Source organism: Hymenobacter coalescens, from assembly GCF_054783195.1.
Window position 1 is genome coordinate 296205 of sequence record NZ_BAAGRA010000014.1, and the last position, 14169, is coordinate 310373.

At 64.5% G+C, this 14169-nt stretch carries 10 protein-coding genes; 2 read left to right on the top strand and 8 right to left on the bottom strand.

The annotated features are described in order from the left end of the window. Positions 1–250: 250 nt before the first annotated feature. The 8 genes from ACYVKQ_RS10550 to ACYVKQ_RS10585 all read right to left on the bottom strand — a co-directional run bounded on the left by ACYVKQ_RS10550 (position 251) and on the right by ACYVKQ_RS10585 (position 11797). Positions 251–1474 carry a 5-(carboxyamino)imidazole ribonucleotide synthase gene (locus ACYVKQ_RS10550; RefSeq protein WP_460578121.1) on the bottom strand — a complete coding sequence of 408 codons (1224 nt, stop codon included), beginning with the start codon at positions 1472–1474 and terminating at the stop codon, positions 251–253. A 23-nt stretch (positions 1475–1497) separates the two neighbouring features. Continuing rightward, entirely contained in the window at positions 1498–2010 is a 513-nt protein-coding gene (purE, locus tag ACYVKQ_RS10555) for a 5-(carboxyamino)imidazole ribonucleotide mutase (protein WP_460578122.1), read from the bottom strand. 61 nt (positions 2011–2071) lie between these two features. Beyond that, the gene (locus ACYVKQ_RS10560; RefSeq protein ID WP_460578123.1) at positions 2072–2473 is read right to left on the bottom strand and encodes an Imm50 family immunity protein; all 402 of its coding nucleotides are present in this window, start codon (positions 2471–2473) and stop codon (positions 2072–2074) included. A 118-nt stretch (positions 2474–2591) separates the two neighbouring features. Beyond that, the gene (locus ACYVKQ_RS10565) at positions 2592–3869 is read right to left on the bottom strand and encodes a dihydroorotase (RefSeq protein WP_460578124.1); all 1278 of its coding nucleotides are present in this window, start codon (positions 3867–3869) and stop codon (positions 2592–2594) included. A 148-nt stretch (positions 3870–4017) separates the two neighbouring features. After that, a complete protein-coding gene (locus tag ACYVKQ_RS10570; RefSeq protein WP_460578125.1) occupies positions 4018–4998 on the bottom strand; it encodes an aspartate/ornithine carbamoyltransferase family protein in 981 nt (326 codons plus the stop codon). A 632-nt stretch (positions 4999–5630) separates the two neighbouring features. Beyond that, positions 5631–6665, bottom strand: coding sequence for a dihydroorotate dehydrogenase (locus ACYVKQ_RS10575; RefSeq protein ID WP_460578126.1), 1035 nt, complete (start codon positions 6663–6665; stop codon positions 5631–5633). 597 nt (positions 6666–7262) lie between these two features. Next, on the bottom strand, positions 7263–10871 hold the full coding sequence (locus tag ACYVKQ_RS10580; RefSeq protein WP_460578127.1) for an ABC transporter permease/M1 family aminopeptidase: 3609 nt from the start codon (positions 10869–10871) through the stop codon (positions 7263–7265). Further along, positions 10868–11797 carry an ABC transporter ATP-binding protein gene (locus ACYVKQ_RS10585; protein ID WP_460578128.1) on the bottom strand — a complete coding sequence of 310 codons (930 nt, stop codon included), beginning with the start codon at positions 11795–11797 and terminating at the stop codon, positions 10868–10870. The genes ACYVKQ_RS10580 and ACYVKQ_RS10585 overlap by 4 nt, the downstream gene beginning before the upstream one ends. A gap of 250 nt (positions 11798–12047) precedes the next feature. On the opposite strand from ACYVKQ_RS10585, the gene ACYVKQ_RS10590 reads away from it, so the two are divergent. Both ACYVKQ_RS10590 and ACYVKQ_RS10595 read left to right on the top strand, forming a co-directional pair. Continuing rightward, entirely contained in the window at positions 12048–13070 is a 1023-nt protein-coding gene (locus ACYVKQ_RS10590) for a sensor histidine kinase (RefSeq protein ID WP_460578129.1), read from the top strand. Then, the gene (locus ACYVKQ_RS10595; protein ID WP_460578130.1) at positions 13039–13767 is read left to right on the top strand and encodes a LytR/AlgR family response regulator transcription factor; all 729 of its coding nucleotides are present in this window, start codon (positions 13039–13041) and stop codon (positions 13765–13767) included. The genes ACYVKQ_RS10590 and ACYVKQ_RS10595 overlap by 32 nt, the downstream gene beginning before the upstream one ends. Positions 13768–14169 lie beyond the last annotated feature (402 nt).

Sequence of the window (14169 nt, forward strand, 5' to 3'; positions counted from 1 at the left end):
GAAAGAGAGGGAAAACAAGAGGAGGTTAGGGAAGTCTTTCAGCAAAATACCCTTCAGGGCCCGTTGTAAGTGTATTTGGGTTAATTGAGAGGCAAAGGTGTTATTCCAGATGGGCCCACAATAAAGCCTGTTTCCAACTTGGAAACAGGCTTTATTATTTATACCCACACTTGGGCCAACAAGTATCCGCTATTCGGCAGCAGGCCAACGATTAGTGTCTACCCATCTGGTCAAGCTCGGCCAACCGCCTCTAAATGGCCTTCAGCCCCGGCAAGCCGAGCAAACCAGCGGCGCGGCGTGCCACGTCTTTTACGCCGGCGACGTCTGGGCCAGTAATGGTCAGGTGGCCCATCTTGCGGCCTGCGCGCGGCTCCAACTTGCCGTACAGGTGCAGGTGCGTACCCGGCAGGCTTAACACGGAATGCCAGTCCGGCTCCCGCCGCCCGCCGCAGGCGTCCAACCACACCTCGCCCAGCAGGTTGAGCATGATGGCCGGGGAATGTTGGCGCGGCTGCGGCAGGGGCAGACCCGCCATGGCGTGGACCTGCAGGTCAAACTGCGAGGCGTCGCAGGCGTCCAGGGTATAATGGCCGCTGTTGTGCGGGCGCGGCGCCATTTCATTGACCACTAGGCCGCCGTGCTCTGTGCCGTCGTCCATCACAAAAAACTCCACGCACAGCACCCCGACGTAGCCCAGCTGCTGCGCAATGGCAACGGCCGCCTCGCGGGCCCGGGTGGCCAGGGCGGGCGGCATGTTGCCCTCGTAGGCGTGGGTCACGGCCAGAATGCCGTCGACGTGCACATTGCGCTGCGGAGCGAAGCTGACCACTTGCCCGTCCCAGCCGCGCGCCACCAGCACCGAACACTCGGCGGTGAGCGGCAGCATCTTTTCCAGCACGCAGGCGACGCCGCCCAACTCCGCCCAGGCGGCGGCCAGTTCCGCAGCGGTCTTCACGCGCACCTGGCCCTTGCCGTCGTAGCCCATGCGGGCGGTTTTCAGGATGCCGGGGAGCAAATCCATCCGGTCGGTCAGCACGGCCTGCAGCTGGGCCGGCGTTTCAAGCACCGCATAGGGCCCGCAGCTCACCCCCGACACGTCGGCGCAGGCTGCGAAGTGAGCTTTTTCCTCGATGCGGTTTTGTGCAATGCCCACCACGGCCGCGCCCGGCGCCACGGGGCGGGTCTGCGCCAGCGTTTGCAGGGCTTGGGCCGGCACGTTTTCAAACTCGGTGGTAATGGCCTGGCACAGCTGAGTCAGTTGGGCCAGCCCGGCCGGGTCGTCGTAGCCGGTCTGGATGTGGTGGTGACTTACCAGCCCGGCCGGGCTTTGCGCGTCGGGCTCCAGCACGGCGGTGAAGTACCCCAGACGCTGGGCCGCATGCACAAACATGCGGCCCAACTGGCCGCCGCCCATTACGCCCAGGGTGGCCCGCTGGCCCGCGGCGTCCATGCTGCCGGGGTAAATCGGGGTCATGGCTGCAACGTTAACTCTGTCGTTCATACCGGCAGCTTCATGGCGCGGGCGGCCTCGGTTTGGTCGGCGCGAAACGCCAGCAGCTTGGCCGCTAGGTCCGGGTCGTGCAGGGCCAGCAGGCTGACGGCGAACAGCGCGGCGTTGGCCGCCCCGGCGTTGCCGATAGCAAATGTGGCCACCGGTATTCCTTTGGGCATTTGCACGATGCTGTGCAGCGAATCCACGCCCTGCAAATGGCGACTGGCTACCGGCACGCCCAGCACGGGCACCGTCGTTTTGGCGGCCAGCATGCCCGGCAGGTGGGCGGCCCCGCCCGCACCGGCAATGATGGCCTGCAAGCCGCGCGGGCTGGCCTGCTCGGCGTAGGCAAACAAGTCGTCGGGCATGCGGTGGGCCGACACCACGCGCGCTTCGTGGGCCACGCCGAAGTCCGTGAGAATCTGCACGGCGTACTGCATGGTGTCCCAGTCGCTGCTGGAGCCCATGACCACGCCGATCAGGGGAGTGGGGGTATTGGAGGAGGAAGGTGTACTCATTGAATTTATTTGGTCGTCATGCTGAGCGAAGTCGAAGCATCTCTACCGCTTCCTTCGTCGGTCAACGAAGTTCGTTTTGATAGCCCGATATATTATCAACATGTATCCAAGTAGCCGTTGCTTGAAAAACGACTCCTTGCGGCTGGGTGGTAAACGTTACCTGAAAGCCGGCCCCGTCGTGAATGATGCTCAAGTCACCAATGCCGTTTCCGCCGGGAATCGTACACTGGGTAAGCTCAGTTTGAATCAGGTTCAGGCTCAGTCGAACTGTATTGTAGTTCCGCTGCACCCATTTGATGGGGGCGTCAGTTGGAAAATCCTTTAAATCGAAATGGAGTCTACATTGCAAGTCACCGCCACAAACAACGGACACCTCCGACAACTGCACTTGCGCGAGTGATGGGGGCTCTGCCGAGTAGATACTCGTTATGGTTTTGGGATTCAAAACGTGCTCAATCCACATTGAGGCAGTGCTTATTCCATTATGTGTTTGCAGCCGTGCGAACGAAGCGGTAGAGATGCTTCGGCAAGCTCAGCATGACCGTTCTGTTTCGTACGCTGGCTTATACTGATGCGCTTAATTAGCGCTCCAGCAGGATTTCCGGGCCCAAAATCACCAGGTCCACCCGGCCTTTCAACGTCTGGTTGATGAAGGGCGTGTTCTGGGATTTGGACTTCATGAACTCCTTCGTGAAGGTGGTTTCCGCTTCGGTATCGAACAAGACGCACTCGGCTGGCTGGCCGACTTCGATGGTGGGAACCGGCAGGCCCATTAGGCGGCGGGGTTCGGCCGAATAGCGCTTCACCACCAGGTCCCAGCCGAACTTTTTAGCCCGCACGAAATAGTGGTAGAGCGACACCAGGGCCGTTTCCAGGCCGGTAATGCCGTTGGGCGCGCTGATGAAATCCTGGGCTTTTTCGTAGGGCGTGTGCGGGGCGTGGTCGGTGGCAATGAGGTCGAATACGCCCTCTTTGAGCCCCTGCAGCAGCGCGTCACAATCGGCCTGCGTGCGCAGCGGCGGGTTCATCTTGTAGTTGGTGTCGTAGTCGCCGATGTGCTCGTCGGTGAACAGCAGGTGGTGCGGGGCTACTTCGGCCGTCACCTTCACGTCGCCGCGGGACTTCCACCAGCGGATGGTTTCCATGCCGAGCTTGCTGGACACGTGCTGAATGTGAATGTGCGCGCCGGCCGCGTGGGCCAGGCGGATGTCGCGGTCGATGATGATTTCCTCCGCGCAGGCCGGCGAGCCTTTAATACCCAGCCGGTAGCTCATCACCCCTTCGTTCAGGGCGCGCGGTCCGGCCAGCTCCGGCACCTCGCAGTGGCTGGCGAAAAACATCCCGAACTCGGTGGCGTACTGCATGGCCCGCAGCAGCACGGCTGGGTCGCTGGTGGTATCCCCGTCGTCGGTCAGCATTTTCACCCCCAGCTCGCGCATGCCGTCGATTTCGGCCAGTTCCTTGCCCTCGCGGTTCTTGGTGACGCAGCCGGAGGTGTACACCGGAATGCGGGACTTCTGTTTGGCGCTGTCGAGCACCGTGGCCACCACCATGGCCGAGTCCAGGGCCGGGCGGGTGTTCGGCATCATCACCACGCCGGTCACGCCGCCGTTGATGGCTGCTTCGCTGCCCGTGGTAATGGTTTCCTTGGCCTCAAAGCCCGGGGCGCGGAAGTGGACGTGGGCATCAAACATGGCCGGCATCAGCACCCGGCCGCGCGCGTCGATAACGCGCGCGCCCTCGGGAACAGCCAGATTAGTCCCGAGTTCCTGGATTTTTCCTTCGACAATCAGGACGTCGCCTTCGCGCAGTGCAGGTGAATATTCGGAGGCGATGCGGGCGTTTTGCAGGAGGAGCATGGAGGGTTGATTTCGGTAAACGGGCAAGGAGTGGGAAGTGCGGGCTATGGGAGCTGCAAAGAAAGAACGGAATCAGCCGCGGCCGCCGAATGGCAAGGCATCAGCCGAAGGGCTGGCTCGCTGCCGGGCGTAGGGCCGCGGCCCAAGATTAGGCCGTCAGGTGCGGCAGAGGCGCAAAGGACCGCTCAAAGGTCGGTTCCGACTTCGGGGCTTCTCCACCCGGCGTGAGCCAGTCGAGCACGGCCATGCGGATGGCAATGCCGTTTTCGACCTGGTTGTTGATCAGGCTACGCTCGTAGTCCATCACGGCGTCGCAGAGCTCGACGCCGCGGTTGACGGGGCCGGGGTGCATGATGTAGAGGCCGCGCTGGCGGATTTCCTCCAGCCGGGTGTTGGTGATGCCGTAGATGCGGTGGTATTCGCGCAGGCTGGGGAAAAACTGCACGTCTTGGCGCTCCATCTGCACACGGAGCAGGTACACCACGTCGGGCGCCCAGGCCATGGCCTCCTCGTAGTTGGTGAAGCGGCGGATGGTTGCAGGGCCGTACTTGGGCACCAAGGAGCCCGGGCCGAGGTAGGCGACGTTGAGGCCCAGTTTGGTCAGCAGGTTGCTGGTGGAGCGGGCGACGCGGGAGTGGAGAATATCCCCGATGATGAGGACTTTTTTGCCCTGCGGGTTGGGAAACTTCTCCTTGATGGTGAAGGCGTCCAGCAGAGCCTGGGTGGGGTGCGCGTGCGCCCCGTCGCCGGCGTTGATTACCGACGCCTTGGTGAGGCGGGCAATCATGCCGGGCAGGCCGGAGCGGCCGTGGCGCACCACGATGTAGTCGGTATGCATGGCCTGCAGCGTTTCCACCGTTTCGCGCACCGATTCGCCCTTGGTAATGGAGGACTGGGCCACGTCGAAATTCGTCACCTCGGCGGAGAGGCGCTTGGCCGCGACTTCGAAGGAGGTGTGGGTGCGGGTACTGGGCTCGTAGAACAGCATGAGCACCGACTTGCCCTTGAGGGCGGGTACTTTTTTCACCGAGCTGGTGAACTGCTGCTTAAAGGACGTGGATTGGTCGAGCAGGAACTCGATTTCCTCGCGGTGAAGAGATGCAATGTCGAGCAGGTCTTTACGTGCCATACCGGAGAGGAGGAAAAGTGAGGTCGTCTAGCTAAAACGGACGGGGTGAAGGCTGATGTGCGCCCGCCCACCACGGCGCCGCGGGCAGCCGGTGCGGGCCGCGGCGCCGGTGGCTGCTGTACCGCTTGGGAGCGAGGGGGCTGGCGGCTAGGGAAGGCTGGTGTGTCGCGCTTGAGCTACGAATGGGCTGCGGGGCGGCAGCCGCCGAACTCAACGGGCATAAAAAAACCGTTTCGGAATCCGAAACGGTAGCGGGACAACACCCAGAAAAAACAACGGAAATGCCAGCGGCAAAATCGGGAGAACCGACGGAGGCGAAGACCTCTCGGTCCACTCGCGGTTCCTTGCCGAGCACGGCCCCGCGCTTCATCAACGGGTTTTTCGGTTGAAGCACGACGCAAAGCTACGGCAATGTTACGCCCGGCAGTTCACCGGTCGTGTTAATTTTTTCGCACGGCTTTTCTCAACTTGTGTTTTCGAGTCAAACGGCAGAGTAGTGCTGTGCAGGCACAAGTCGGCTTGGCCTAAGCGCTTTAATTCCGCTTGGTGGGCGGGCCACCACGCCCCGGCGGCAAGCCGCTAAGCTCCTGAAGTACCCGGTAGTTCAGGGGGCGTTTTCGGTCGGCACCATACTACCCCCGAACCAACGCCTTGTTAATCCGGCTCACCAGCGCCGGGCCTTCGTAGATAAAGCCGGTGTAAAGCTGCACCAGCGAGGCACCGGCGGCTAGCTTTTCCTGCGCATCGGCGGCCGAGTGAATGCCGCCGGCGCCGATAATCGGCAGCTCGCCCCGGCTGCGCTGGTGCAGGTAGCGAATGACCTCGGTGGCCCGCGCCCGGAGCGGCCGGCCGCTCAGGCCACCTGCCCCCAACGCGGCCACCTCCCCAGCATCCGTGACCAGGCCCTCCCGGCTGATGGTGGTATTGGTCGAAACCAGCCCGCTGAGCCTGGTTTCGCGGGCAATGTCCAGGATGTCGTCCAGTTGCGAATCGGTCAGGTCCGGGGCTATCTTCAGCAGCAGGGGGCGCGGCCGGGCGCGGCGCAGGTTGCGTTCCTGCACGCGCTGCAGCAAGTCGATCAGGGGGGCTTTCTCCTGCAGCTGGCGCAAGTTGGGTGTGTTGGGCGACGACACGTTCACCACAAAGTAGTCGACTTCTTCCGCCAGCGCCTCAAAGCAAGCCACATAGTCCTCGGCGGCTTGCTCGTTGGGCGTGTCCTTGTTCTTGCCAATGTTGCCGCCGATGATCAGCTGCCGGTTCTGGCGCCGCGCCAGCCGCGCCGCCACGGCCGCTGCGCCGTCGTTGTTGAAGCCCATGCGATTCACCAATGCCTCGTCCTGCGGCAGGCGAAACAGGCGCGGCTGCGGGTTGCCGGCCTGCGGCCGGGGCGTTACCGTGCCAATCTCCACGAACCCAAAGCCCAGCGTTGCCAGCTCATCCGTAAGGGCCGCATTCTTGTCAAACCCCGCTGCCAGCCCCACCGGGTTCGGGAACTTGAGCCCAAACACCTCCCGGGCCAAGCTCGGGTGCTGAAAATCGTACAAACTCCGGAGCATGGCCTTGGCCCCCGGCAGGCGGGCCGCCCGCCGCAGGTTATCGAACACGAGGTGGTGGGCGCGCTCGGCGTCGAGGGTGAACAGTGCAGGTTTAACGAGTGCCTTGTACATGTGCGAATTAGCCGGCCCAACCCTCGCGGGCAGGGCGGCGGTAATGGATGTATAGCCCAGGGTGAGCGGGGTGGAGTTGGGGGTGAAGATAGCCGGGCTTTTTGGGTGTTAAATGGATTGATAGGTATAAGGGTGCGGGAGTTCACAGCAAGCAGTGGCATTGACGGCAGCTTCGTTGGGCTGCGCCCTTCTTTTGCGAGGTAGGATAATCGTCGGGACTAGCGAGGCGGCTAAAGGCTGCAGTAGCTTCTAAGCCCCAGTGTCCATAGTTAGCATGAATCACGCGGCGGGCACACCCACAGGGTGAAATGCCTACGTGTATGGCCCGCATTAACCGTATCGAAGTCACCAAGACGCTTAACAACGACCTGCGCACCCGTTGTCAGTGTGTTGCCGCCGGCAAAGGCTCGGAAGGCGCTACGCCTTTGTACGAAGCGGCATCCCGTGTTTTCAACCCTTATCCATATTGATATCATTCGCTACCTAGGCCCATAGCACGCTGGTGCCGCGCAGAAACGTTTGTATGTCAGCGTGTTGCTGACTGCTGCTCTCGGCAAAGCAATGCTGCAGTTGATCGTGTTAAAAGCCGGCAGTAGCTTAATCTTTGAATTGTATTGCCTTGTAATTATTGATGGTATTCCAGTCGATCAGCAGATTCCGTGGATCAACGCCAGCTTTGTCGGGTTTGTCCGCCAGGGCCAGCACAAGGGTCTGCCGGCCGGATGTGAGCCGGTACTTTTGCCGGTACAGCGGCTTGCCGACCGCCTGGCCCGCCTCGGCGGGCGCAAAGAGGCCGATTTCCACCCACTCCTGCACGGGGCGCGGGGTTTCGGTACCGATGCTGTCCACCACCAGCTTGCGGGCCTGCACGACGAGCGTCACCCGCCATTGGCCGTTCGGGAGTCGGTGGCTGGCGGCGGATTCGGTGGACAGCTCCCAGAAGGTGTTGGCCGCGAACAGGTCGTGGAGCAGGGGCTGGAGCGAGTCGGGCGTGGCCGCCTGCAGCTCCTGGTACAAATCCAGCGAGGTGGGCCGGGGCAGCGTGCCGGGACGGTGGTGCGCGAGCAGCTGCCGGAGCGCGCCGTTTACCCGGCCGCGGCCCATGTACTGGCTCAGGGTGTACAGGGCCAGCGGGCCTTTGCGGTAATTCTGGTACCAGTCGTCGGCCTGCAGCAGCGGCAGGGCGGCGCGGGTGCGCGGAGTGGCGTTTTCTTCCCGCAGAAAATCCAGCAGCCGCTGGGCGTACGCCGGCCCGTACTGGTCTTCCTGCATGCCCAGGGCCGAATACCAGGCCAGGCTTTCGGTAATCAAACCGGCGCCCTGCACGTAGGCTTGCTTGAGCTGGTTGCCCCACCACTGGTGCGCCACCTCGTGCGCCACCACGGCCGTTACCAAGTCGAAGCCCCGCTCATCAGCCGCCGGGTTGAGCAGGAAGAAGCCCTCCTCCGCCGTGATGTCGATGGGCGCGGCGTGGTGGCCGAAGCGGTAGCTGGGATGGGCCACGAAGCGTAATTGCCGGTGCGGATAGGGCCCGAACGCCCGGGAGTAGTAAGCCAGCGAGGCTTGGGCGCTGCGAATCATGCGCGCCACGTTCTGCGGCTGGCCGGGCGGGTAGTACACCTCGATGGCAACCGCCGGACCGGCTGCGGGGCGCCACTGGCCCCGCTGCACCGCGTAGGGAGCCGAGAAAAAGGTGTATTCGTTGCGGATGGGCGCCTCCGTGGCGTAGTGGAAGTAGCGGCGGCCGGCCCGGGTCCTCCAGGTGCGGCGCAGGGTGCCCGGCGCCACCACCGTCTGGCCGGCGTCCGTGCCCACGACGGCCTCGAAGCGAATCTGCTCGGCAAACGGGGCGTAGCGCCGGGCCGGCAGGTCGTAGAGCGAAGCCGTGGCGGGCCGGGGCGGCAGGCCGTGCGCTTGGCGGGCGCCAGCTTCGTCCAGCTCCCGGTAGGGCTGGTAGCCGAGCACGGGCAGCCACTCCATGTTGCGGAAGCTGGTGCTGCGGCGGGCCACCTGCTCGTCGGCGCCGTGGTTGGCGAAGCCCCGCGCGGCGTAGGCCACCCGGAAGCGCAGGCGCAGCGAATCACCGGGGCGCAACGGCTGGGGCAGCACGTACAGGCGGTGGCCCAGCTCCGCGTCCACGAGCACCGGCCGGGCGGGCCGGTCAAACGTAACGGCGGTTTTCACGCCCGCGCCGGTGCCCAGGTGCACCGAGTCGATGGGAACCGGGCCGTTGTTTACCAGCAGGTAGGTGCCCCGCACGTCTACGGTCCGCTGCTTGGGGTACATTTCTACTTGCAGGTTCACGCCGGTGAGCAGGGGCTGGGCCACGCGCTGGTAGCGGCGGTAGCGCTGCTCGTAGGCCGCCCGCTGCGCCGCGACGCGGGCGGAGTTGGTGTAGTTGTGCCGCACGTTGGTGTTGTAGAACACCCAGCCGCCGGCCACTACCACGCCGCCCGCGGCCAGCGCGGCCACCCGGGCCACAGCGCCCGTGGCGCGCCGCCGGGCCAGCCGCAGCCGGGCGGCCCCGCCGCCTTCCCGGCCCCGCACCCAGAACAGCACCGCTACCACCGCCAGCAGCAGCGCGCAGGCGGCCCAGTAGGCCTTAAACCACAGCCAGGGGGCCAGTGTCGGCCCGAAACCGGCCAGGTTGGTGTACGTCCAGCCCGGGCTGGCGCCGAAGATGAGCAACTGGTGCTCCAGGCCCAGGGCTGGCGCAAAGGCAATGCCCGCGTAGACCAGCAGCGCCACCAGGTGCCCCACAAACTTTTGGTTGACCAGCACGTGCACGGTCAGGGCCAGCAGGGCAAAGAGCAGGCACTCGACCAGTTGCAGTCCGAAGAGCGTGGGCAGGTACAGGCCGAGGTCGGGGGTGGCTCCGCCCAGCGCCACCTGCGCCCCCACGCCGGCCGCCAGCAGCAGGGCCAGCCACAACAGCAGCACCAGGCCCAGGGCCAGAAACCGGCCCACAAACAGCACCCACTCCGGCACCGGCGCCGCGTTGGCCACGTCGCTCAGGCCAGCTTCCCGCTCCCGCCACACCAGCTCCCCGGCGTAGAAAACGGTGAGCAGGACCACGAGCACCCAGAACGAGGCCGGCTGGGTGAGCGGCGCGGTCAAATACTCCAGCACAAAGTCGGTGCGGGGCAGCAGGGGCACGCCCCGACCCTTCAGGTTGCCCGGGATGGTCAGCCCGACCAGCAGGGCCAGGACGGCCAGCAGCGGCAGCCCGGCCTTGCTGGCGGCGAGCGGCCGAAAGGCGTGCCAGGTAACCAGGCGCAGCTGCCGCAGCTGCGTGGCCCAGCCGTGGCTGCCGCGGCCCAGGGGCCGCGCGGCGGCGCTGCTCCAGGTCAGGCGCGGGCGGGCCGCCTCGGCGGGGGGCGGCGTGCCGGGCTTGAACCGGCGGCTGGTTTCGGGCAACACGAACTGGAAGCGCCAATAGGTAAACGCCAGCAGGCCCAGCGAGAGACCGAGCCACAAGAGGCGGTTGGCCAGAAACGAGCCCTCCAGCAGCAGCAGGCGCGTGTTTTTTTCCAGGGGGCTCCAGTCGCTGGACAAATGGTTCAGCACCGGGCCAAAGCTCATCGGGTCGGCCAGCGCACCCCAGGCGCCGCCCTGCTCCAGCGCCGGCCAGATCAGGTAGGACGCCGCGAACAGCGCCGCCCCGGCCAGGTAGCTGCCCAGGGCCCGGCGGCTGAGCGTGGCCACCGAAAACTGCACGGCCGCGGCAAAAAACGCGTTGGGTAGCGCGATAAAGCCGAAGGTCGTCAGGTAGGGTGCCAGCCGAAACGGCCCCAGAATCTCGGCCTCCAGGCCGGCCCCGTGCAGGGCCAGCACCAGGCCCAGCGGAATGGCCAGCAGCACGAGCGCGCCGAGGGCGAAAGCGGCCAGAAACCGCCCGCCCAGGTAGGCCGCTTTGCTGGCCGGGGCCACGTACGTCAGGGCGTGCATGCGCGTCTGCACGTCGCGGGCGGCCGCGTCGCCCGCCACGGAAGCGCCGATCAGCAGCCACTTCACGCAGCAGATGACCGTGACGGAGGCCATAACGACGGGCGCATTGACCTGAAAGTACCCGTCGCGCGCATCGGGGGCGTAGTTGGCCACCACGATCAGGAAAGCAATAACCAGCAGGGCCCCGAAGTACAGCCAGGTGGTGGCCCGGCGCAGCTGGTAGCGAAATTCCAGCGCGAAAATCCGTTGCAGCTTCATAGCCCTACCGGTTCCGCTTGGGGGTGGGGCCGGACCGCGTCGAGGCAGCCGGCCAGGGCGCTGAAGTACACATCCTCCAGATCCGGCGCCACGGCCTCAAACCCGGGGCCGGGGCAGTCGGGGCTGTACACGTGCACCAGGGTGCGCCCGCTCAGCAGCTTGGCCGAAATAACCTGGTGCGCCTGCTCCAGCTCGGGCAAGGCCCGCTTGTCGGTCAGCTGGCGCCAGATGCGGCCGCGCAGGGCGGCCACCGCGGCCAGGGGCTGGGCTTCCAGCAGAATCCGGCCCTGGTTGATGATGGCCATGTTGGTGCACAGCTCCGCCACGTCCGCCACGATGTGGGTGGAGAGGATGACCACGCTGTTTTCGCCCAGCTCGCTGAGCAGGTTCAGGAAGCGCACCCGCTCGGCCGGGTCCAGGCCCGCCGTGGGCTCGTCCACAATCAGCAGCCGGGGGTTGCCCAGCAGGGCCACCGCCACGCCGAAGCGCTGCCGCATGCCGCCGGAGTAGCCGCCCAGCTTTTGCCGGCGCTTGTCCCAGAGGTTGGTTTGCTTGAGCAGGGCTTCGGTAGTGGCCCGGCGCACGCTCCGGTCGGTGATGCCCTTGAGCACCGCGAAGTAGTCGAGCAGCTCCTCGGCGCTGGCCTTGGGGTACACGCCGAATTCCTGGGGCAGGTAGCCCAGCGTGCGGCGCAGCGCCTCCTTCTGCTGCACCACGTCGATGTCGCCCAGCAGCAGCTGGCCCGCGTCGGGCTCCTGCAGCGTGGCCAGGGTGCGCATCAGGGTGGATTTGCCGGCGCCGTTGGGGCCCAGCAGCCCGTACATGCCCGGCGGAATGTCGAGCGAAACGTTGGTTAAGGCCTGCACGCCGTTCGCGTATCGTTTCGACACGTTGCGGATGGTCAGGCCCAGCGGGTGATGTGGCATGGTCGCGGTGGGGCTTTGAGTTGTCTGGCTGGCCCCGTGGGTGGGGCGGCCGGGCTTGATTGCAGACCAAAGCACGGCCGGCCGCGTCGCGCCGCGCAATTCGATATGCTAGCGGGCGGAAGTAATCGACCAAACGGGGCGCGGCGGCCGCCAGCGCCGTGAGCGGCGCCGTGGCCCCACTCGTAGATTGAGGAAGGCCACTGGTCGAAACCCGCGCCCGGAGCCCGGCCGGAAACCGCACCTTTGCCTTATGGAGCGCGTCAAGAACATTTTCTGGCTGATTCACCTGTCCGTCTGGACCTTGTTCGGCCTGCTGGTGGCCCTGCAGCTGGGCACCGATGGCGACGTCTACTGGCGCAGCACCACCGCGGGCTTTATGGCGACCTGCCTCTACGTTTTTTACGGCCACTTCTACCTGCTGACCCAGTACGCCGGGCAGCGCAAAGAGCAGGAGTACTACATCAAGCTGGTGCTGCTGGTGCTGACCGGGCCACTGCCTTTCCTGATTGTTCACCAGAAGGCCTTTGATTTCGGGTATTACATGATGCAGCTGGTCACGGCCTGCGTGTTTCTCTTCCTGAGCTGGCTGGCCCGCATCACCGAAACCCTGGTGCTCAACACCATCCGGAAAGAGCAGCTCGAAAAGCAGGCCGTGCAGGCCGAGCTGTATTATCTAAAGTCCCAGATCAACCCGCACTTCTTATTTAATACCCTCAACAACATCCACACCCTGGTGTACAAACAAGCCCCCGCTGCCCCGGAAGCCGTCATGCAGCTGGCCTCGCTGATGCGCTACATGATTTACGAGTCGAACGCGGCCACGGTGCCGCTGGCCCGGGAGTTGGACTACCTGCGCGACTACGTGAGCTTGCAGCAGCTGCGCTACAAGCACAGCCCGGTGGTCGACCTGCGGGTAGGAGGGGAGGCCGCCGGGTACGAAATTGCGCCCTTGCTGTTCGTGCACCTGCTCGAAAACGCCTACAAGCACAGCCCCGCCCGCCTGCAACCCGGCGACCTGCAGGTGCACGTGGCGGTCAACGACGGCGAATTGACCTTCCGGGTGCAGAACCCCGTCGGCCACAAGCCGGCCAACGCGCTGGAGGAACCCGGGGGCATCGGGCTGCCCAACGTCCAAAAACGGCTGGCCCTGCTGTATCCCGGGCAGCACGCGCTGACCATCGAGCACACCGCCGACACCTTTACGGTCACGCTCACTATTCACGGCCTGCACGCCCCGGCGCATGAAAGAAAAGCTCAGCTGCTACATCATTGAGGACGAGTACCTGGCCCAGGAAATCCTGGAGGAGTACATCCGGAAAGTGCCCTTTCTGGAGCTGAAAGGCACCTTCGGGAGCCCGTTGGAGGCCGCCGCGCAGTTGCGCGTAGACCAGCCCGACCTGCTGTTCCTCGACATCAACATGCCGGACCTGGATGGGCTCAGCTTCATTCCGATGCTGAATCCCAAGCCCCAGATTATCCTCACCACCGCCTACGACCAGTACGCGCTGCGGGCGTATGATTTGGAAGTAAAAGACTACCTACTCAAGCCCTTCACGTTTGAGCGGTTTTACAAGGGGGTATTGCGGCTATACCAGGAACACAATTCCCGTCCCGTTCCGGCCGCGCCCGAGGAAAAAACCGAGCTTAGAACCGAGCCGGAGTATATTTTTCTGAAAGTCGGTCACCGTATTCAGAAGGTGGCGGTGCACGATATTCTGTTCGTGGAGGGCATGAAGGACTACTTGCGGATTCATACCCCGGCCGAAAGGATCATGACCCTGCTGAGTTTCGCCAAACTGGAAGAGCTGCTGCCCGCCCGGGAGTTTGCCCGCGTGCACCGCTCGTTTCTGGTGGCCCTGGACAAAATCGACCACATCGAGAAAAACCGGATTCAGATTGCCGACCAGATGATTCCCATCAGCGACACTTACGCCGACGCTTTTTATAAGCGGCTGAACGGGCTGCCGTAAGCGCACCCGAGCGCACTTCCGCGCGGCGCAACGCGGCGTAAGTCATTGGCCCAAGCCGCCCGGTAAGGTCCCCGTTGCGGCCAGCGAACCGGACGGCTGTGCCACTCCCGGAGCCCCTGCAACCGCCCGCTGGAGCGGAGGCCGGAACGAAATCGGCCAGGTACACGCGGGCTGAAGCCCGCGCTACATGCCAGCGTCTCTGTTTTTGGAACGCTCCCCAACGTAGGTTGCCTCGCATCCGGGTACACACGAAACGTATTGCCGGCGGCAAAATCGGCGCTGCGCCGGCGAGGCACTTCTGCTTCGGCTGATACCCCGGCGGGCGGAAAGGCACCCGCAAACCCATTTGGCACTGCGAAAGGGGATATGGGCGACACCGGGATGGGGAGCACAGCCGGGCGG

Excerpts from the sequence above, each read along its gene's own strand:
- ACYVKQ_RS10550 (WP_460578121.1), bottom strand. The coding sequence starts at position 1,474 with ATGACCCCGATTTACCCCGGCAGCATGGACGCCGCGGGCCAGCGGGCC.
- purE (WP_460578122.1), bottom strand. The coding sequence starts at position 2,010 with ATGAGTACACCTTCCTCCTCCAATACCCCCACTCCCCTGATCGGCGTG.
- ACYVKQ_RS10560 (WP_460578123.1), bottom strand. The coding sequence starts at position 2,473 with ATGTGGATTGAGCACGTTTTGAATCCCAAAACCATAACGAGTATCTAC.
- ACYVKQ_RS10565 (WP_460578124.1), bottom strand. The coding sequence starts at position 3,869 with ATGCTCCTCCTGCAAAACGCCCGCATCGCCTCCGAATATTCACCTGCA.
- ACYVKQ_RS10570 (WP_460578125.1), bottom strand. The coding sequence starts at position 4,998 with ATGGCACGTAAAGACCTGCTCGACATTGCATCTCTTCACCGCGAGGAA.
- ACYVKQ_RS10575 (WP_460578126.1), bottom strand. The coding sequence starts at position 6,665 with ATGTACAAGGCACTCGTTAAACCTGCACTGTTCACCCTCGACGCCGAG.
- ACYVKQ_RS10580 (WP_460578127.1), bottom strand. The coding sequence starts at position 10,871 with ATGAAGCTGCAACGGATTTTCGCGCTGGAATTTCGCTACCAGCTGCGC.
- ACYVKQ_RS10585 (WP_460578128.1), bottom strand. The coding sequence starts at position 11,797 with ATGCCACATCACCCGCTGGGCCTGACCATCCGCAACGTGTCGAAACGA.
- ACYVKQ_RS10590 (WP_460578129.1), top strand. The coding sequence starts at position 12,048 with ATGGAGCGCGTCAAGAACATTTTCTGGCTGATTCACCTGTCCGTCTGG.
- ACYVKQ_RS10595 (WP_460578130.1), top strand. The coding sequence starts at position 13,039 with ATGAAAGAAAAGCTCAGCTGCTACATCATTGAGGACGAGTACCTGGCC.